Raw genomic sequence first — 16,401 nt, 5'->3', positions numbered from 1 at the left:
AGCCTGGGTGCCGGGCGGCCACCCGGCACCCAGGCGAACGGAAGCCGCGTCACCACGCCCGAGGGCGTGTCTTCACGAACGGACCTCCGGGTCTGAAGATACTCAGGACTTCGGGGTGACGGCGAACCGGCGCAGCCGCAGCGCCGGGTTCTTGGCGCGTACCTCGGAGATCCGCTCGGCGGAGACCTCGCCGGTCGCGGTCCCCGTGCGCTCGCCGAGCGAGGCGACGACGACACCCATCGGGTCGACGATCATGCTGTGCCCGGAACCCGCCGGGGCCGCCTGCCCCGCCGCGACGAGGTAGATCGTGTTCTCGATCGCCCTGGCCCGGACCAGGGTGGTCCAGTGGTCCTCCTTGAGCGGACCGGGCATCCACTCCGCGGGCAGCAGTACCGCGTCCGCGCCCGCGTCGACCAGGCGCCGGGTGACCTCCGGGAACCTCAGGTCGTAGCAGGTCTGGAGGCCGAAGGTGATCCCGTCGACCTCGAACGTCTCCGGGGCCTCGATGTCGCCGGGCCGGACGAGTTCCGATTCGCGGAAACCGAAGGCGTCGTACAGATGCAGCTTGCGGTAGAGCGCGGCGATCGCGCCGTCGGGGCCGGCCGCGACCAGCGTGTTCGAGATCCGCTCGCCGCCGGGGAGCGCTTCGTTGATGCCCGCGACGACGGTGATCTGCCGCTCCTTCGCGAGGCCCCGCAGCCCGGTGACGAACGGCCCGTCGAGATCTTCGGCCGAGGTCACGAATTCCCGGCTCATCGTCGGTACGGTGAACAGCGAGTACTCGGGCAGGGCGACCACCCGCGCACCGCGGTCGGCCGCTTCGCCGACGAGGGAGGCGACTCGGGCGAGGTTGGCCTCTTTGTCGTTGCCGGGCGCGAACTGCGCCACCGCGACGTGCACCATGGAACCCCTTCCAATCAGTGGAACTCTTGTATACATGATGGATACTTGGCTGGTCCAGGTGTAGGCTCTGTCGCGGAAAGTGACTGAATAGAGGGGGAACGAGATGACTGTGACCGCCGAAGGGGGCGGCCCGGCGCGCGAGCGGGTCTACACGTGGCTGCGCGACGGAATCATCTCGGGTGAGCTGGAAGGTGGTCGCTTCCTCGACGAGATGTGGGTTTCCGGAGTCGTCGGCGTCTCCAGGACGCCGGTGCGCGAGGCGTTCCACCGCCTGGCCGCCGAGCGGTTCATCAGTCTCCTGCCCCGCAAGGGCGCCCAGGTGCGCACGGTCACCGCCAGGGAGCTGGAGGAGGTCTACCAAAGCAGGCGGCTGATCGAGGGGCACGCCATCGCCGCGCTGTGCGCGAACCGGGCGGGCGCCCCCGCCGAATTGCCGGAACTCATCGAAGCGATGGCGAACTCCGGCGCCGAACGCGACTGGTTCGCCGTCTCCGGGTTCGACCGCCGCTTCCATCGCGCCATCGTGAACGCCGCGGGAAACACCGTCCTGACCGAGCTGTACGACACGCTCCGGTCACGCCAGCAGCGGGTCACGGTCCGTGCGCTGGAAGCCCGCCCGGAGCGGCTGACGGTGATCAACGAGGAACACCGGGCGCTGGTCGCCGCCCTGAACGACCATGACGTCGAAGAGGCGTCGCGGCTGCTGGAGGAGCATCTGCGCCCGGTGTCCGAAGTGATGTCGGCGCTGCCTCAGGAAGGCTGACCCGGCTGGTCGTGCGTCGAGCAGTGGATCCCGCCGCCGCCCGCGGCGATGGCCGAGATCTTCACGGGCACGATCTCGCGGCCGGGGAACTGGTCCCCCAGCTGCCGCTGAGCACGCTCGTCCGCCGTCGTGTCGCCGAATTCCGGCACGAAGACCGACTTGGTGGCCACGTAGAAGTTGGCGTACGAGATCACGCTGTCCTCGCCGTAGCCTTCGACCTTGGCCGGATCCGGCTGGACGAGGTCGATCACCTCGAAGGGTTTGCCGTCGGCGCCGGTGGCGTTCGCGAGCACGGACCTGGCCTGATCGGCCGCGCGCGACCAGGAATCGGGCGGGGTGCCGGGTGCCGCCTTGTCCAGGAGGACGACGCCGGGCGCGGTGAACCGGGCCAGGCAGTCGACGTGGGCGTCGGTGATGTCCTCACCGCGTACCCCGGCGAACCAAATGACCTTCCGGACGCCGAGCACCTTCTTCAGCTCGTCTTCGATTTCTTGACGGCTCCTGCCCTTGTTGCGGTTGTCGTTGACGAGTGAGCTTTCGGTGACCATCAGCGTGCCGACGCCGTCGGTCTCGAACGAGCCGCCCTCGGCGGTGATCCAGGTTTCCGTGCGGGCCAGGCCGTACTTGCCCAGCACCGACCGCGCGACGGCGTTGTCCTTGTCGTGCGGCTTCTGTTTGCCGCCCCAGCCGTTGAAGTTGAAGTCGACCCCCGCGACCTTGCCCGCCTCCTCGACGAACACCGGGACGGTGTCGCGTGCCCACAGGTCGTCGACCGGGATCGGGACCACCTCGACGGTGTCCCCGCAAGCCTGCTGAGCGGCGTCGGCCTGCTCGGGCCGGGCGAGGAGGACCACCGGTTCGTAGCCGGCGATCGCCCTGGCCAGACCGGCGATCTCTTCCCGGACCGCGGGCAGGTCCTCGGCCCAGATGGACTTCGACGCCGGCCAGGACATGAAGGTGCGCGCGTGACTTTCCCATTCTGCGCCCAGCCGCCGAGCCGTCGCCGTGGCGGGCCCGGACGAACCGGCCGCCGGTGCGGGCGCGGCCGGGTTCTCCGAGCATCCCGCGCTCCCGACGGCGACGGCACCCACCGCTGTCAGCGCGCGCAGGACGGTGCGACGGGGAAGGGACGAATCGAACACTCTGCACTCCTTGGTCGGATCGATGGGGACACGATAACATCCTGACTGAAAATTCAGTCAGGATGAGACCGCTAGGGTGATCACCCGTGTTCGAACGTCAGCAGAAGATCTTGGAAGCGGCCGTGCGGGTGATCGCGCGCAGCGGGGTGCGGGGCCTGCGGGTCGAGAAGATCGCGGCCGAGGCCGGGATCTCGACGTCGCTGATCTACTACCACTTCACCAACCGCGCCGGGCTGCTGCGGAGGACGCTGGAGTTCGTCAGCGATCGCGCCGCGGCGTACACCGAAGAAGCCGCGGCCGAGGCGGCGGATCCCCGTGGCGAGCTGGAGCTCCTGCTGTTCGGGGAACTTCAGGAAACCCAGGCGGTGCGGGAGAACAGCACCGCCTGGGGCGAGCTGCGAGCCAGTGCCGTCTTCGCCCCGGAACTGCGCGAACCGCTGGCCGAGTCGACACGGATCTGGGTGGACGAGGTCGCCGAGGTGATCCGGCGCGTCGACAGTGCCGGCGTCAAGGCCGAAGACGCCGCCGAACGGCTCACCAGCCTCGTCGAAGGACTCAGCGAGCGGTGGCTTTCTGGTTCGATGGAGCTTGAGCGGGCGCGGGAGCTCCTGCGGGACGCGATCGCGCTGGAACTGGACAGGCTGGGGGCCTGATGGGACTCGAAAAGGTCGTCGGTGTCATGCGGGACAACCTCACCGTCCGCCGCGTCTACGGCGAACCCGTGGAGAAGGACGGTGTCGTGGTCATCCCGGCCGCGAGGGTGATCGGTGGCGGAGGCGGCGGGCACGGCGCGGAGCAGGACAAGGAAGGCGAGGGCGGGGGCTTCCTCCTCGCCGCGCGACCCGTCGGGGCGTACGTCCTCAAAGGCGGAGAGGTGCGCTGGGTCCCGGCGGTGGACGTCACCTTCCTCGGTGCGGTGTTCGCGGTCGTGGCCGCCGCGATCCACCGGCGCCGTGGCCATCGAGCGGACGCGGACCGGCGGCTTTCGGGCTAGTTTCCCTGTATGGCGAAAAGCTCGGCGGTGGAGATCGAGGTCGGCGACCGGACGGTGCGCGTCTCGAGCCCGGATCGCGTCTACTTCCCGGCACGCGGTGAGACCAAGCTCGACCTCGTCCGCTACTACCTCGCCGTCGGCGACGGGATCGTGCGGGCGCTGCGGGAACGGCCGTGCATGCTGCACCGGTTCCCGACCGGCGTTTCGGGGGAGAAGGTCCATCAGAAACGGGTGCCGAACGGCGCTCCCGACTGGTTGCGGACCGTCCGTGTCGACTTCCCTTCCGGTAGGCACGCCTACGAACTGTGCGTCACCCATCCCGCGGACGTGATCTGGGCGGTGCAGATGTCGACCGTCGAGTTCCACCCGTGGAACTCCCGCCGCGCCGACACCGAACGCCCCGACGAATGGCGGATCGACCTCGACCCGATGCCCGACTGCCCGTTCTCCACCGTGCGGAAGGTCGCCCACACGGTCCGCGAGATCCTCGACGAACTCGGGATCACGGGCTGGCCGAAGACCTCCGGCGGCCACGGCCTGCACGTCTACGTCCGGATCGAGCCACGCTGGGGTTTCCAGGAGGTCCGCCGGGCGGCGCTCGCCTTCGCGCGCGAGGTCGAGCGCCGGATGCCCGACGAGGTCACGACCACCTGGTGGCGCAAGGACCGCGACCCGGCGAAGCTGTTCGTGGACTACAACCAGAACGCGCGCGACCACACCATCGCGAGCGCGTATTCGGTTCGCGGGGTGCCCGAAGCCGTCGTCTCGACACCGATCCGGTGGGACGAGATCGACGACGTCGAACCGCGTGAGTTCACCATCGCCACCGTGCCCGCGCGGTTCGCCGAACTCGGCGACCTGCACGCGGGCATCGACGACACGGCGTACTCGCTCGACACCCTGCTCGAATGGGCGGACCGGGAAGGTCTCGACCCGGAAGGCGAGTGACGCTCTCCCGCGCCCGGTGGCTGTCGCGAAAGCCACTTTCGAGACTCTGGTGTCCCGAAAGTGGCTTTCGCGACGCGTGAGACGGCGCTACTTGCCGACGTAGGCCGCCAGGTGTTCGCCGGTGAGCGTCGAGGCGCTCGCGACGAGGTCGGACGGCGTGCCCTCGAAGACGATCTTGCCGCCGTCGTGGCCGGCGCCGGGGCCGAGGTCGATGATCCAGTCGGCGTGCGCCATGACCGCCTGGTGGTGCTCGATCACGATCACGGACTTGCCCGCGTCGACGAGCCGGTCCAGCAGGCCGAGCAGGTTCTCGACGTCGGCGAGGTGCAGGCCGGTGGTCGGCTCGTCGAGCACGTAGACGCCGCCCTTGTCGCCCATGTGCGTCGCCAGCTTCAGCCGTTGCCGTTCACCGCCGGAAAGCGTGGTGAGCGGCTGGCCGAGGCTGAGGTAGCCGAGCCCGACGTCGTCGAGCCTGCTGAGGATGGCGTGCGCTGCCGGGATGCGCCCGTCGCCCTCGCCGAAGAACCGCACGGCCTCCGACACCGGCATTTCGAGCGCTTCGCTGATGTTCTTGCCGCCGAAGGTGTACTCCAGCACCATCGCCTGGAACCGCTTGCCGTCGCATTCCTCGCAGGTGGTCGCGGTACCCGCCATGATGCCGAGGTCGGTGTAGATGACGCCCGCGCCGTTGCAGTTCGGGCAGGCGCCCTCGGAGTTGGCGCTGAACAGCGCCGGCTTCACCCCGTTGGCCTTCGCGAAGGCCTTGCGGATCGGTTCGAGCAGACCGGTGTAGGTGGCCGGATTGCTGCGACGTGAGCCGCGGATGGGGGTCTGGTCGACCGAGACCACGCCCTCGGCGGCGGGGATCGAGCCGTGGATCAGCGAACTCTTGCCGGAACCCGCGACGCCGGTGACCACGCACAGGACGCCGAGCGGGACGTCGACGTCCACGTTCCGGAGGTTGTGGCGGTCTGCGCCGCGGATCTCCAGCTTGCCGGTCGGCGTGCGGACGCCGTCCTTGAGCGACGCCCGGTCGTCGAGGTGCCTGCCGGTGATGGTGTCGCTGGCGCGCAGGCCTTCGACGGTGCCCTCGAAGCAGATCGTCCCGCCCGCGGTACCCGCGCCGGGCCCGAGGTCGACGACGTGGTCGGCGATGGCGATGGTCTCCGGCTTGTGCTCGACGACCAGCACCGTGTTGCCCTTGTCGCGCAGCTGCTGGAGCAGGTTGTTCATCCGCTGGATGTCGTGCGGGTGCAGCCCGATGGTGGGCTCGTCGAAGACGTAGGTGACGTCGGTGAGCGAGGAGCCGAGGTGCCGGATCATCTTCGTGCGCTGCGCCTCGCCGCCCGAAAGCGTGCCGGACGGCCGGTCGAGGGAGAGGTAGCCGAGCCCGATGTCGACGAAGGAGTCGAGCGTGTGCTGGAGCTTCTCCAGCAGCGGCGCCACCGACGGCTCCTTGAGCCCGCGGACCCAGTCGGCGAGGTCGCTGATCTGCATCTCGCAGGCGTCGGCGATGTTGATCCGCTTGATCTTCGACGAGCGAGCGAGCTCGCTGAGCCTGCTCCCGTCGCATTCGGGGCAGGTGGCGAAGGTGACCGCCCGGTCGACGAAAGCGCGGATATGCGGCTGCATCGCCTCGCGGTCCTTGGACAGGAACGACTTCTGGATCGTCGGGATCAGACCCGAGTAGGTCAGGTTGATGCCCTCGATCTTGAGCTTGACCGGCTCCTTGTAGAGCAGGTCGTCCAGCTGCCGCTTGGTGTACTTCTTGATCGGCTTGTCGGGGTCGAAGAAGCCGCAGCCACGCAGGATGCGGCCGTACCAGCCGTCCATGGAGAAGCCGGGGATCGTCAGCGCGTGCTCGTTGAGGGACTTGGTCTCGTCGTACAACGCGGTGAGGTCGATGTCGTTGACCTGCCCCCGCCCTTCGCAGCGGGCGCACATGCCGCCGGTGATGCTGAACTCGCGGCGTTCCTTCGTGGTCCGCCCGCCCTTTTCGACGGTCACCGCGCCCGCACCGGAGATCGACGCGACGTTGAAGGAGAAGGCCTGCGGTGAGCCGATATGCGGTTTGCCGAGGCGGCTGAAGAGGATGCGCAGCATGGCGTGGGCGTCGGTGGCGGTGCCGACCGTGGAGCGCGGGTCGGAGCCCATCCGCTGCTGGTCGACGATGATCGCCGTGGTCAGGCCGTCGAGCACGTCGACCTCGGGCCGGGCCAGCGTCGGCATGAAGCCCTGTACGAAGGTGCTGTACGTCTCGTTGATCAGCCGCTGCGACTCGGCCGCGATCGTGTCGAAGACCAGCGAGCTCTTACCGGATCCGGAGACACCGGTGAACACCGTCAGCCGCCGCTTCGGCAGCTCGACGGCGACGTTCTTGAGATTGTTCTCGTTCGCCCCGAGCACGCGGATCAGGTCGTGGCTGTCGGCGGGGTGTTCCTCGGGCGCCTGCGGCCTGGTGGTCTTGCGCATCTTCTCTCCATCCTCAGGGGGCCGCGTGCACTGTCCGTCAGCCTCACCGGGCTCGATCTAACCAGGTTCGAGCCGTCCGTCCTCGACGTTGGTCACGCTAGGTGAGTTCGGGCGTCCGGTGCTTCTCGATTCCTGATCCGTCTTCCCGGAGCAGGGGTGCGAGGAGCTTCTCCCCCTCGGGCCACGGCCCGTGCGCTCCGGTGAGGTGCCCGACGCGACCGGCGTCGACGAACTCGGCACCCCAGGCTTCGGCGAAGACACGTGCGCGGGCCGGCGTCATCCAGCGGTCGTTCGCGCTCGCGGCGACGATCCCCGGAAAGGGGAGCCGGAGGCGGGGGATCGGGCCGAATCCGGCCAGCGCGGGCTCGGGGTTCTCCTCGACGTCGGGAGGAGTGACGAACAGGGCGCCGCTTACGGGCCGGTCACCTCCGGCGGCGAGCCAGTGCAGCACAGTCAGGCAGCCGAGACTGTGCGCTACCAGTACCGGAGGGGCGGTCGTTTCCGCGACGGCCTCGTCGAACCTGGCGACCCAGTCCTCGCGTACCGGCGAGTCCCAGTCGTCCTGCTCGAACCGCCTCGACCCCGGGTACCGGTCGCACCACACCGACTGCCAGTCCCCGGGCTCGGGGCCGAACCAGCCGTCCACGAAGAGAAGTGCCATGGCGTCAGTATTCAGACGCTCCAGCCCTCGCTCTTGGTCGCCTTCAGGTAGTCCTCGACCGGCGGGCCGACCGGCCTGCCCTCGTACTGGGTCGAGAGCACCACCGATGACCGGATCTCACCGTGTTTGCCCAGCCGTTCGAAGAGGCCTTCGAGGTGTTCGAGCGACACGGCCCGCACCTTCAGCATGGTGCAGCGGTCGCCGCTGAGCCGGTGCAGCTCGACCACCTCGGGATAGTCCTCCGATTTGCTGGTGCGCAGCAGGCAACTCCCGAGCGAGCAGCGCATCTCGACGAACGCCTGCAGGCCGTACCCGGCGCGATGGGCGTCGACCTGGGCGCGATAGCCGGTGATGACCCCCGCCTCCTCCAGCCGCCGGACCCGTTCGGCGACGGCGGGGGCGGAGAGGTTCACTCGGCGGCCGAGTTCCTTGAACGAGAGCCGCCCGTCGCTCTGGAGCGTTTCGAGGAGCCGCCAGTCGAGGTCGTCCAGCGTCCTTTCCGATCGTAAGGTCATACCGCCCGGATTCCTTCCATCTCGTGCCTCGAACCCCCGTGAGGCCTTCGCCAGCCTATTCGCCGCGGCGCCCGGAATCCCTAGGTTTGAGGCATGAAACCGATGTTGGCGCTCTTCATGGGCGTCGCCTGTCTCAGTACCGCGGTCGTCGGCCTGTCCACCACGGCGGCGCTGATCGTGGTCGAGCACGCGGGCGCCGCGTGGAGCGGACTGCCGAACGCCGTGCTGGTACTCGGTTCCGCGGCGGGTTCGCTGTGGTCCGGTGCGCTGGCCGCCCGCTACGGCAGGCGGCTCGTCCTGGTGCTGATGTACGGCGCCGCGGTGGCCGGCGCGGCGATCTCGTTCGCCGGTGTGCTCGGTGGATCCGTGCTCGCGCTGGTGGCGGGGATGCCGTTGATCGGCTTCGGCAACAGCGGCGCGCAGCTGTCCCGGTACACGGCCGCCGACCTGTCACCCGAGCACCGCAAGGGATTCGCACTGTCCACAATGGTCTGGGCGGGGACCGTCGGCGCGATCGCGGGGCCCGCCCTGATCGCGCCGGCCGCGGCGAGGGCGGAAGCCGCCGACCTGCCCGCCCTGTCCGGCCCGATCGCGGCGGGCGCGATCGTCGTGGCCATCGCCGTCGTCGCCGTCGCGACCCTGCCGCGTGGCCTCGCCGCCCCGGCGGAGAGGGTGCCGAGGCGGGAGCGGATGTCCGTGCGGAACCCGGTGATCCTCGGCCCGCTCGTGGCGATGGTCGGCGCGCAGCTGGCCATGGTGGCGGTGATGACGATGACGCCGGTCCAGTTGCACCAGCACGGCCAGGGGCTCGACGTCGTCGGCTGGGTGCTGAGCGCCCATCTCGTCGGGATGTTCGCCCTGGCACCGCTGTCCGGCTGGATCGCCGACCGCTGGGGCGGCCGCGCGGCGATCTTCGGCGGGATCGGCACGCTCACCGTCGCGGCGGTCACCGCGATCGGCGCCCCGGATTCGCATCACGTGGGAATCCCGGTCGCGATGTTCCTGCTCGGCTACGGCTGGAACCTGGTGTTCGTCGGCGGCAGCAGCATGCTCAGCCGCGAACTCCCGCCCGCTCAGCGGACGAGGGCGCAGGGCACCGTCGACGCCTTCGTCTGGGGGACCTCGGCCGCCGCGAGCCTGCTCGCGGGACAGCTGTTCGGCCTGGGCGGATACGTTCTGGTCGCGGTCGCGGGCGGACTGTGCGCCCTCGTCCCGCTCGCGGTGATCGGCCGCCGGGTACCGGCGCCGGAACCCGCCGAAAAAGCCGGGCTCCGCTGATCTGCGAAACCCCGGGCCTGCCGTCATACTGCTTCACTCCGACACGAACGAACCCGTGATGACGCAGATCACGTGGGTGACCGATTCGGAGGGTCCTAGGGTGAAAGCAGACAAGGTGCGGGAGATCGGGGGTGCACGATGAGCGAGTTCGCGGTGAATCTGCGGGACCGGGTACGGCAGGCGAGGGAAGACGTCCAGATCGCCAAACAGGCCTCGGACGAGGACAGGGCTTCGGCCGTCGGCGCCGATCTGGCCAACCTGGAGCGACTGGCCGCCGAGCACGGCGTGGAGCTGCCGGAGCAATCCTCGGGTGACGCCCGGGCGTGACCCCGGGTTCCGGGCCGGTGATCGGGCTTTGACACCCTGGGGTGCGTGACCGCAAGCCTGAACCGGATCCGCGCCTTCCTGGCGGACCGCGAGCCGCCGACACCGTGCCTGGTCGTCGACACCGACCTGGTCGCGGAACGCGCGGCCGCGGTCTCGGCGGCGTTCCCGGACGCGCTGATCCGCTACGCGGTCAAGGCGAATCCGGCTCCCGAGGTACTCGACGCCGTGGCGTCGACCGGCGCCGGATTCGACGTGGCGGGCACGGCGGAGATCGAGCTGTGCCTTTCCCGGGGCGCGCGGGCGGCGGACCTGGCCTACGGCAACACGATCAAGAAACCGGCGGACATCGCCTCCGCGTACGCGCGGGGAGTCCGTGAATTCACCACGGATTCCGCCGGTGATCTGGCGAACCTGGCCGAGCACGCGCCCGGTTCGCTGGTCTCGGTCCGGCTCCTGGCCGGCGGCCCGGACTCGGTCACGCCGTTCGGCCACAAGTTCGGCTGCGAGCCCGCGGTCGCCGCCGCCCTGCTCCGCCAGGTCGCGGAAGCCGGGCTGCGGCCGGGAATCGCGTTCCACGCCGGCTCGCAGCAGCCGGATCCGGCCGCCTGGGAGATCGGGATCGCGACCGCGGCCAAGGTCTCCGCCGACGCCGGTGTCGTACCGGAGCGGCTCAACATCGGCGGCGGGTTCGCCACCGAGCACCGGGAGCCCGTGCCGTCGCTGGCGGAGTACGCCGCGGTGATCCACGACGCCCGCCGCGAGCATCTGCCGGGGCCGGAGTTGCTGCTGGAGCCCGGTCGCGTGATCGTCGGCGACGCCGGGCTCATCAGGACCGAGGTCGTCCTGGTGACGACCCGCGCCGCGGCCGACGAACGCCGCTGGGTCTACCTCGACGTCGGCAGGTACAACGGAATGGCGGAGTGCGAGAACGAAGCTGTCGCGTATCGGCTGGAGGCCGTCGGCGTCAAGGGACCGCAAGGACCGGTGGTCCTCGCGGGACCGACCTGCGATGGTGACGACGTGCTGTACCAGCGGACGCCGTGCGCGCTGCCGATGTCGTTGAAGGCGGGCGACCGGCTGGACATCCCGGGGACCGGGGCGTACACCGCCAGCTATTCGTCCGTCGCCTTCAACGGAATCGAGCCGTTGCGTACCTATTGTGTGGGGAGGTTCGCCGATGCCGGGTGAAGTACCACTCGTCGGCCGGTTCGCCGGCCGCCACGTACTCGCGGAGTTCGAGGGGATCGAGCCGTCGTTGCTCGACGACGCCGTGCTCCTCGAGCGGACACTCGCCGAAGCGGTGACCGAGGCGGGGGCGACGGTCTGCGAAGTCGTGTCGCATTCCTTCGCCCCGCAGGGGGTCACCGTGCTGGCGCTGCTGGCGGAATCGCACGCGTCGGTGCACACCTATCCGGAGATCGGCTCGGTGTTCGTGGACGTGTTCACCTGCGGGGACCGGGCGGATCCGGAACGCGCGGTCGCCCTGCTGGCGAAGATGCTCGGCGCCGGGACCGTCCGGATGTCCACCGTGGAACGAGGAGAGAACTGATGGCGCAGCGAGTGATCGTCGAGCCGATGGGCGCGGGGCTCACCCGGAACTGGGACGTCGAGGAGGTCCTGTTCGAGGGCCGGACCGCGTTCCAGAACGTCCTCATCGGACGGACCGCGCAAGGGATCTCCCTGTTCTGCGACGACGAACGGCAGAGCACCGAGCTGAGCCAGCTCGTCTACCACGAGGCGCTGATGGTCCCGTCCCTGTTGCTCGCCGAGCGCGTCGAGCGGGTGCTGATCATCGGCTCCAGCGAAGGGGTCGCCTCCGAGCTCGCGGTCGCCGCGGGTGCCGAGGTCGTCGATCACGTCGACATCGACGCCGAAGCGGTGCGCGTCTGCGCCGAACACCTTCCCTACGGCTACACCCTCGACGATCTGGCCCGCGCCGAGCGCGGCGAGGGCAAGATCCGGATCCACTACCGCGACGGCTGGGAGTTCCTAGCCGAGGCGCGTGAGCGCGGGGATTCCTACGACGTGGTCGTGATCGACCTGCCGGACGAGAACGACGATCCGGAGGCACAGCACAACCGGTTGTACGGTTCCGATTTCCTGGCCCGGTGCACGGAATCGCTCACCGAAGGCGGGGTGGTCGGATGTCAGGCGGGCTGCCCGACGCTGTGGCGCAATCAGACGCTGATCTCGTCGTGGCGCCGGTTCACGGAGTCGTTCGGGACCGTTCTCTACTACGGTTCGGACGAGCACGAGTGGGCGTTCCTGAGCGGCAGGGCCGACGCGGTCGAAGATCCCGGCGCGCTCGTCGCGGAAAGGATCGGCAAAGCGGGAATCGGTGAGTCCACAATGGACGAAGAAGCGCTGAGGGCGAACACGGTCCCGCCGTTTTCCTTGCGGCGGCACTGAGACGCAGTATCCCGTTATCCCGCCGAGATCAACGGTCGTCGCCGTGCGTGACGCCCTCGGTACAGGATCCTCCATCTGGTCGTTGCCGCTGGTCGCGGTGGAGGCCAGAATCGCTCGGGTGAGTAGCTGGCGAGCGGACCGGGAGCCCGCGGTCTGTGCCGCCTTCGCGAGTTTGACCGCGAGCGTCACGGAAGACCTCGGACCGGTCCGGGTGGTGGACACCTTGTCGAGCGAATGCGCGCGGCTGCTTCCGATCGATTCCACGGAGATCTTCCTGCCTGGCCTGGAACTCGAACGTCATCCCGCGGTGGTGGAGGAGGGGCCCGCGCGCGAGTCGTTCGAAACCGGGAACGACATCGCCGTCCACGACCTCTCCGCGGAGGTTTCGCGCTGGCCGGGTTACGCCGCCAGAATGGCGGGGAAGGGGTATGCCGCGGTTTCCGCGTTGCCGTTGCGCGCGATGGACGAAACCGTCGGTGCGATCGCCTTCCTCAGTGCCGAAACCGTGGTCCTGAGCGTCGAAGACCGCCGGCTGGGCCGGGCGCTCGCCGACGTCGCGACGTCGTGTCTCCTGCAGCAGCGGGAATTGCGCCACTATCGGACGCTTTCGGCGCAGCTGCAGACCGCGCTCGACAGCCGGGTCGTCATCGAACAGGCGAAAGGGATCCTCGCCGAACGCGGCGGTGTCGACGTCGGCACCGCCTTCCACCGCATGCGGTCGTTCGCCCGCGGTTCGAACAGGAAGCTGGCGGAGGTCGCGCGCGGCGTCGTCGACGGCACGCTCGACATCCGGGAAACCCGGCCGCGAGACCGGTGACGATCGGCCGGAAAACGGCGGTCGAGTGCTGGTAGGGCCGTTGGTCACCGGAACCGGGGACTTGTCCCGGACAACGCGCGACCGTGCGGCCCTAGGGGACGACGGGGGAATCGGACAGGCTTCACCCACCAGAAGGGTGCGGTGAAGGTCATGGCGTTGCTGGGAAGTCTGCGGGTGCGGAGCCGGTCGGTGCGGCCGAGCCTGCTTCCGTTGCTGGAGTTGAGGTCCGCGGTACTGGCGCTGCGGTCCGGGCATGGGCTGGCGCCCACCGGATCGGGGACGGTCTGCTTCGTCGCGGAAGGTCGTCCCGGCAAGGGGACGGATGCGGAGATCGTCGCCGGGCTCGCCGGGGATTCCGTCCGGCGCAACGTGGTCACCCACGACGCGCACGGGCGGACGATCGTGCGCTGCTGGCGGGAGAACGGGGACCTCGGCTGGTTGCTCGACGATCTCGCCGACGTCAACGAGCGGTTGGCCCAGGCCGGGTTCGCGTCCTGGTTGCTGCATACGACGGTGGACTTCGCCGAGCTGCGGGACATGCGTCATCCGAAGCTGATCATGGTCTACCGCCGGGAGCGCGGCACGTTCTACCCGTACGCGCCTCGCGGATCCCGTGGCCGGGACAGGGCGATGGAACTGAAGGTCCGCTCGTCGCTGACCCGGATCGTGCCCATGGAGTCCGACATCGGCCGGTGGCGCCCGGTGTGACGGGCGCCCGTCCGGTCAGCCCGGCGCGCCGCCGAGCCAGCCGCGCAGCCGCTGGACGCGGCGGTCTCGCGGGCTCCAGCCGGGAAGGCGGCGTCGCGATCGCGTGGCCAGGGCCGCGCCGTCGAGATGCCGGATGGCGGCGAGGACGTCGTCGAGCAGCGAGGCGTGCGTTTCGGGTTTCGTCACGACCCTCGGCAGGCGCTCGAGTTCGGCCGCGCACCGTGCCCGGCGTGCGGCGCGCGTTCCGGGACGGCGGTGGGTCTCGCAGATTCTCGTGGTCACGTCCCGCTCACCCTTCTCCGCGCTCTCGGTCCGGTGTCGTCACGTACGACGATGGGCCACCGGCGCCGTTCCGGTCAGCGCCGAAGGTTGTGCCATCGAGGGCACAAAGACCCCACTCGGTCGCCAGGCGGGTACGGCGGGTCACGGGTCGGCCTCGAAACGCCGGCCGGGCCGGAGCCGGTGGGACAATGCGCCGGCCGTAACACGCGTGCTTCCAGCCGCATCTCGCGTGATCGAAGCCGTAACACGCGTGTTCGGAGGCGTAAGACACCGCGTCTCCGGGCACGTGAGGGCCGCGAATTCGCACGAGGGTGAATGCGGCCGTGGGCCGGATCGATTTCCGGGGATCTGCCGGACAATGGTCCCGGCGAGACCACGATCGACGGAGAAGGTGCATGCCGAACCCGACCTGCCCGCAGCCCGTGCCCCCGGCCGCGGCCCCGATCCGGGTGCTGCTCGTCGAGGATCACAAGATGGTGGCCGAAGCGCTGGGCGCGGCCTTCGAGGAATTCCCGGAGATCGACCTGGTGGCGTCGGTGGAGTCCTTGGCGCACGGGATGATCGCGGCCGAAGAGCACCTGCCCGACATCGTCCTGCTGGATCGGCGGCTGCCGGACGGCGACGGGATCGAGGCGATCGCCGGGTTCCGCGCGATCTCGCCGTCGAGCAGGGTGCTGGTGCTGACCGGCGACGCGAACAGCGCCATCGCCGCCAGGATCCTGGAGGTCGGCGGGGCCGGGCTGCTGCTGAAATCCGGTCTGCTCGACGAGCTGGTCACGGCGATCCGGACGATCGCGGCGGGCGACGTGGTGATCGACCCCGAACTGCTCAGCGGCGCGCTGGCCATGCTGGCAGGCAGCCCTGGCCGGCTCGGGCCGGTGCTGACCCTGAGGGAACGGCAGGTGCTGGGGCTGATCGCCGACGGCGCGGGGACCGACCGGATCGCGGAGGAGCTGCGGCTGGCGCGGAATACCGTGCGGAATCACGTGCAGCGGATCCTGGTGAAGACCGGGACCCATTCGAAACTCGAAGCCGTGGCGCACGCGCGCAAGAATGGCCTCCTCGAACGGCCGTAGCGGGAAGACGTATCCGAGTGCCAAGCTGCACTATGGCCATGCTGCCATCGGAACAGGCACCCGATCACCGCAGCGCTGTGCTCTTCGAGTTGTTCATGCACAGCGTCGTCGACTACGCCATTTACCTGCTGGACGTCGAGGGCCGGGTGATCGGCTGGAATCCGGGGGCGGAGCGGATCAAGGGCTATTCCGAGGACGAGATCCTCGGGCGTCATTTCTCCGTCTTCTACACCGAGAACGACGTCGCCGGCGGCAAACCGGCCGCGGAACTGCTGGTCGCCGCCGAGCGGGGGAGCCACGAGGACGAGGGCTGGCGCGTCCGGCGCGGCGGCGAACGGTTCTGGGCCAACACCGTGATCACCGCCTTGCGGGACGAAAGAGGCGAACTCCTCGGTTTCGGCAAGGTCACCCGTGATCTCACCGAACGCCGGAAAACACAGGAGGAAAGGACCGAACGCCGCCAGGCCTTCGCACATTTGGTCCGGGCGCAGGAAACCGAACGTCGCCGTATCGCGTGGGACGTTCACGACGATTCCATTCAGTCGATGATCGCGGTGAGCATGCGGTTGCAGATGCTCGCCGCACAACGGCGCGATCCCGCGTTGAAGCAACTCGACGAAGCGATTCAAGGGGCCATCCGGCGATTGCGGATCCTCGTCGCCCAATTGCGGCCGCCGGCGTTGAACGACGAGGACCTGATCGCCTCCGTCCGCGACTACCTCGACGAGGTGGTCGCGAGCTGGGGCCTCGAGTACGCGCTGCGGCACGATCTGGCCGTCAGACCGCCGCCCGATCTCGTCGTCACCGTCTTCCGGATCCTGCAGGAGGCGCTGGTGAACGTGCGTAAACACGCGAACGCCACCTCCGTCGAGGTCTCGCTGACCGGGCAGGACGGTGGTCTGCTGGTGACGGTCACCGACGACGGTGGCGGGATGAAGCCGGATGGCGAGAGCGGGCACGAATCGTTGTCGGGCGAGCACATCGGCATGGCGTCGATGCGTGAACGTGCTGAAGCGGCGCAAGGCTGGTTCCGGATCTCCAGCAGACCCGGCGAAGGTACGTCGGTGACCTTCTGGATCCCGCTGAGCCCTCCCCGCGGGTAGTCG

General features: G+C 69.2%; 19 protein-coding genes. 13 read left to right on the top strand and 6 right to left on the bottom strand.

The window, feature by feature from the left end:
- Nucleotides 1-102 precede the first annotated feature (102 nt).
- Nucleotides 103-903, bottom strand: coding sequence for a carbon-nitrogen hydrolase family protein (locus ACOCEP_RS33305; protein ID WP_482333238.1), 801 nt, complete (start codon nt 901-903; stop codon nt 103-105).
- 103 nt (nt 904-1,006) lie between these two features.
- On the opposite strand from ACOCEP_RS33305, the gene ACOCEP_RS33300 reads away from it, so the two are divergent.
- Nucleotides 1,007-1,666 (top strand): GntR family transcriptional regulator, encoded by a 660-nt coding sequence (locus ACOCEP_RS33300; protein ID WP_482333237.1) that lies wholly within the window; start codon nt 1,007-1,009, stop codon nt 1,664-1,666.
- On the opposite strand, the gene ACOCEP_RS33295 is transcribed toward ACOCEP_RS33300, so the two are convergent.
- Complete coding sequence (locus ACOCEP_RS33295; protein WP_482333235.1) at nt 1,654-2,808, bottom strand: agmatine deiminase family protein; 1,155 nt, start codon at nt 2,806-2,808, stop codon at nt 1,654-1,656. The two genes, ACOCEP_RS33300 and ACOCEP_RS33295, sit on opposite strands and share 13 nt — an antisense overlap.
- Before the next feature lie 86 nt (nt 2,809-2,894).
- On the opposite strand from ACOCEP_RS33295, the gene ACOCEP_RS33290 reads away from it, so the two are divergent.
- From ACOCEP_RS33290 to ligD, 3 genes are read left to right on the top strand one after another with little or no spacing between them, the layout of a single operon-like run.
- On the top strand, nt 2,895-3,461 hold the full coding sequence (locus ACOCEP_RS33290) for a TetR/AcrR family transcriptional regulator (protein WP_482333234.1): 567 nt from the start codon (nt 2,895-2,897) through the stop codon (nt 3,459-3,461).
- Nucleotides 3,461-3,802: a sporulation protein gene (locus ACOCEP_RS33285; protein ID WP_482333232.1), complete on the top strand. Its 342-nt coding sequence runs from the start codon at nt 3,461-3,463 to the stop codon at nt 3,800-3,802. The genes ACOCEP_RS33290 and ACOCEP_RS33285 overlap by 1 nt, the downstream gene beginning before the upstream one ends.
- Nucleotides 3,803-3,811: 9 nt before the next feature.
- Nucleotides 3,812-4,750, top strand: a complete 939-nt coding sequence (gene ligD / locus ACOCEP_RS33280) for a non-homologous end-joining DNA ligase (RefSeq protein WP_482333231.1) — start codon at nt 3,812-3,814, stop codon at nt 4,748-4,750.
- 87 nt (nt 4,751-4,837) lie between these two features.
- Here ligD and ACOCEP_RS33275 read toward each other — a convergent pair whose 3' ends face one another.
- The 3 genes from ACOCEP_RS33275 to ACOCEP_RS33265 all read right to left on the bottom strand — a co-directional run bounded on the left by ACOCEP_RS33275 (nt 4,838) and on the right by ACOCEP_RS33265 (nt 8,398).
- Nucleotides 4,838-7,222 (bottom strand): ATP-binding cassette domain-containing protein, encoded by a 2,385-nt coding sequence (locus ACOCEP_RS33275; RefSeq protein WP_482333229.1) that lies wholly within the window; start codon nt 7,220-7,222, stop codon nt 4,838-4,840.
- Nucleotides 7,223-7,319: 97 nt separating this feature from the next.
- A complete protein-coding gene (locus ACOCEP_RS33270; protein WP_482333228.1) occupies nt 7,320-7,883 on the bottom strand; it encodes an alpha/beta hydrolase in 564 nt (187 codons plus the stop codon).
- 11 nt (nt 7,884-7,894) lie between these two features.
- Nucleotides 7,895-8,398 (bottom strand): Lrp/AsnC family transcriptional regulator, encoded by a 504-nt coding sequence (locus ACOCEP_RS33265; RefSeq protein ID WP_482333226.1) that lies wholly within the window; start codon nt 8,396-8,398, stop codon nt 7,895-7,897.
- A gap of 93 nt (nt 8,399-8,491) precedes the next feature.
- On the opposite strand from ACOCEP_RS33265, the gene ACOCEP_RS33260 reads away from it, so the two are divergent.
- From ACOCEP_RS33260 to pspAB, 7 genes are all read left to right on the top strand, one after another.
- Nucleotides 8,492-9,676 (top strand): MFS transporter, encoded by a 1,185-nt coding sequence (locus ACOCEP_RS33260; RefSeq protein WP_482333225.1) that lies wholly within the window; start codon nt 8,492-8,494, stop codon nt 9,674-9,676.
- 138 nt (nt 9,677-9,814) lie between these two features.
- On the top strand, nt 9,815-10,003 hold the full coding sequence (locus ACOCEP_RS33255) for a hypothetical protein (RefSeq protein ID WP_482333223.1): 189 nt from the start codon (nt 9,815-9,817) through the stop codon (nt 10,001-10,003).
- A gap of 45 nt (nt 10,004-10,048) precedes the next feature.
- A complete protein-coding gene (locus ACOCEP_RS33250; protein WP_482333221.1) occupies nt 10,049-11,191 on the top strand; it encodes a type III PLP-dependent enzyme in 1,143 nt (380 codons plus the stop codon).
- A complete protein-coding gene (speD, locus tag ACOCEP_RS33245; protein WP_482333219.1) occupies nt 11,181-11,552 on the top strand; it encodes an adenosylmethionine decarboxylase in 372 nt (123 codons plus the stop codon). Before ACOCEP_RS33250 ends, speD begins: the two co-directional genes overlap by 11 nt.
- The gene (locus ACOCEP_RS33240; RefSeq protein WP_482333218.1) at nt 11,552-12,412 is read left to right on the top strand and encodes a spermidine synthase; all 861 of its coding nucleotides are present in this window, start codon (nt 11,552-11,554) and stop codon (nt 12,410-12,412) included. Before speD ends, ACOCEP_RS33240 begins: the two co-directional genes overlap by 1 nt.
- 118 nt (nt 12,413-12,530) lie before the next feature.
- Nucleotides 12,531-13,229: a GAF and ANTAR domain-containing protein gene (locus ACOCEP_RS33235; protein WP_482333216.1), complete on the top strand. Its 699-nt coding sequence runs from the start codon at nt 12,531-12,533 to the stop codon at nt 13,227-13,229.
- Between the two features lie 150 nt (nt 13,230-13,379).
- The gene (gene pspAB, locus ACOCEP_RS33230; protein WP_482333215.1) at nt 13,380-13,937 is read left to right on the top strand and encodes a PspA-associated protein PspAB; all 558 of its coding nucleotides are present in this window, start codon (nt 13,380-13,382) and stop codon (nt 13,935-13,937) included.
- A gap of 15 nt (nt 13,938-13,952) precedes the next feature.
- Here the strand turns inward: pspAB and ACOCEP_RS33225 are convergent, their stop codons facing one another.
- A complete protein-coding gene (locus ACOCEP_RS33225; RefSeq protein WP_482333213.1) occupies nt 13,953-14,219 on the bottom strand; it encodes a hypothetical protein in 267 nt (88 codons plus the stop codon).
- 395 nt (nt 14,220-14,614) lie between these two features.
- Between ACOCEP_RS33225 and ACOCEP_RS33220 the strand changes: the two genes are divergently transcribed.
- Both ACOCEP_RS33220 and ACOCEP_RS33215 read left to right on the top strand, forming a co-directional pair.
- On the top strand, nt 14,615-15,295 hold the full coding sequence (locus tag ACOCEP_RS33220) for a response regulator (protein WP_482333211.1): 681 nt from the start codon (nt 14,615-14,617) through the stop codon (nt 15,293-15,295).
- A 32-nt stretch (nt 15,296-15,327) separates the two neighbouring features.
- Nucleotides 15,328-16,398, top strand: coding sequence for a PAS domain-containing sensor histidine kinase (locus tag ACOCEP_RS33215; protein ID WP_482333209.1), 1,071 nt, complete (start codon nt 15,328-15,330; stop codon nt 16,396-16,398).
- Nucleotides 16,399-16,401: the final 3 nt, after the last annotated feature.

The organism is Amycolatopsis sp. CA-211722 (assembly GCF_056828465.1).
This window is presented reverse-complemented; position numbering and strand designations above follow the sequence as displayed.

What these genes read in the sequence shown, in the direction of transcription:
- ACOCEP_RS33305 (WP_482333238.1), bottom strand. Translation starts at nt 903, where the DNA reads ATGGTGCACGTCGCGGTGGCGCAGTTCGCGCCCGGCAACGACAAAGAG.
- ACOCEP_RS33300 (WP_482333237.1), top strand. Translation starts at nt 1,007, where the DNA reads ATGACTGTGACCGCCGAAGGGGGCGGCCCGGCGCGCGAGCGGGTCTAC.
- ACOCEP_RS33285 (WP_482333232.1), top strand. Translation starts at nt 3,461, where the DNA reads ATGGGACTCGAAAAGGTCGTCGGTGTCATGCGGGACAACCTCACCGTC.
- ligD (WP_482333231.1), top strand. Translation starts at nt 3,812, where the DNA reads ATGGCGAAAAGCTCGGCGGTGGAGATCGAGGTCGGCGACCGGACGGTG.
- ACOCEP_RS33275 (WP_482333229.1), bottom strand. Translation starts at nt 7,222, where the DNA reads ATGCGCAAGACCACCAGGCCGCAGGCGCCCGAGGAACACCCCGCCGAC.
- ACOCEP_RS33270 (WP_482333228.1), bottom strand. Translation starts at nt 7,883, where the DNA reads ATGGCACTTCTCTTCGTGGACGGCTGGTTCGGCCCCGAGCCCGGGGAC.
- ACOCEP_RS33265 (WP_482333226.1), bottom strand. Translation starts at nt 8,398, where the DNA reads ATGACCTTACGATCGGAAAGGACGCTGGACGACCTCGACTGGCGGCTC.
- ACOCEP_RS33260 (WP_482333225.1), top strand. Translation starts at nt 8,492, where the DNA reads ATGAAACCGATGTTGGCGCTCTTCATGGGCGTCGCCTGTCTCAGTACC.
- ACOCEP_RS33255 (WP_482333223.1), top strand. Translation starts at nt 9,815, where the DNA reads ATGAGCGAGTTCGCGGTGAATCTGCGGGACCGGGTACGGCAGGCGAGG.
- speD (WP_482333219.1), top strand. Translation starts at nt 11,181, where the DNA reads ATGCCGGGTGAAGTACCACTCGTCGGCCGGTTCGCCGGCCGCCACGTA.
- ACOCEP_RS33240 (WP_482333218.1), top strand. Translation starts at nt 11,552, where the DNA reads ATGGCGCAGCGAGTGATCGTCGAGCCGATGGGCGCGGGGCTCACCCGG.
- pspAB (WP_482333215.1), top strand. Translation starts at nt 13,380, where the DNA reads ATGGCGTTGCTGGGAAGTCTGCGGGTGCGGAGCCGGTCGGTGCGGCCG.
- ACOCEP_RS33220 (WP_482333211.1), top strand. Translation starts at nt 14,615, where the DNA reads ATGCCGAACCCGACCTGCCCGCAGCCCGTGCCCCCGGCCGCGGCCCCG.
- ACOCEP_RS33215 (WP_482333209.1), top strand. Translation starts at nt 15,328, where the DNA reads ATGGCCATGCTGCCATCGGAACAGGCACCCGATCACCGCAGCGCTGTG.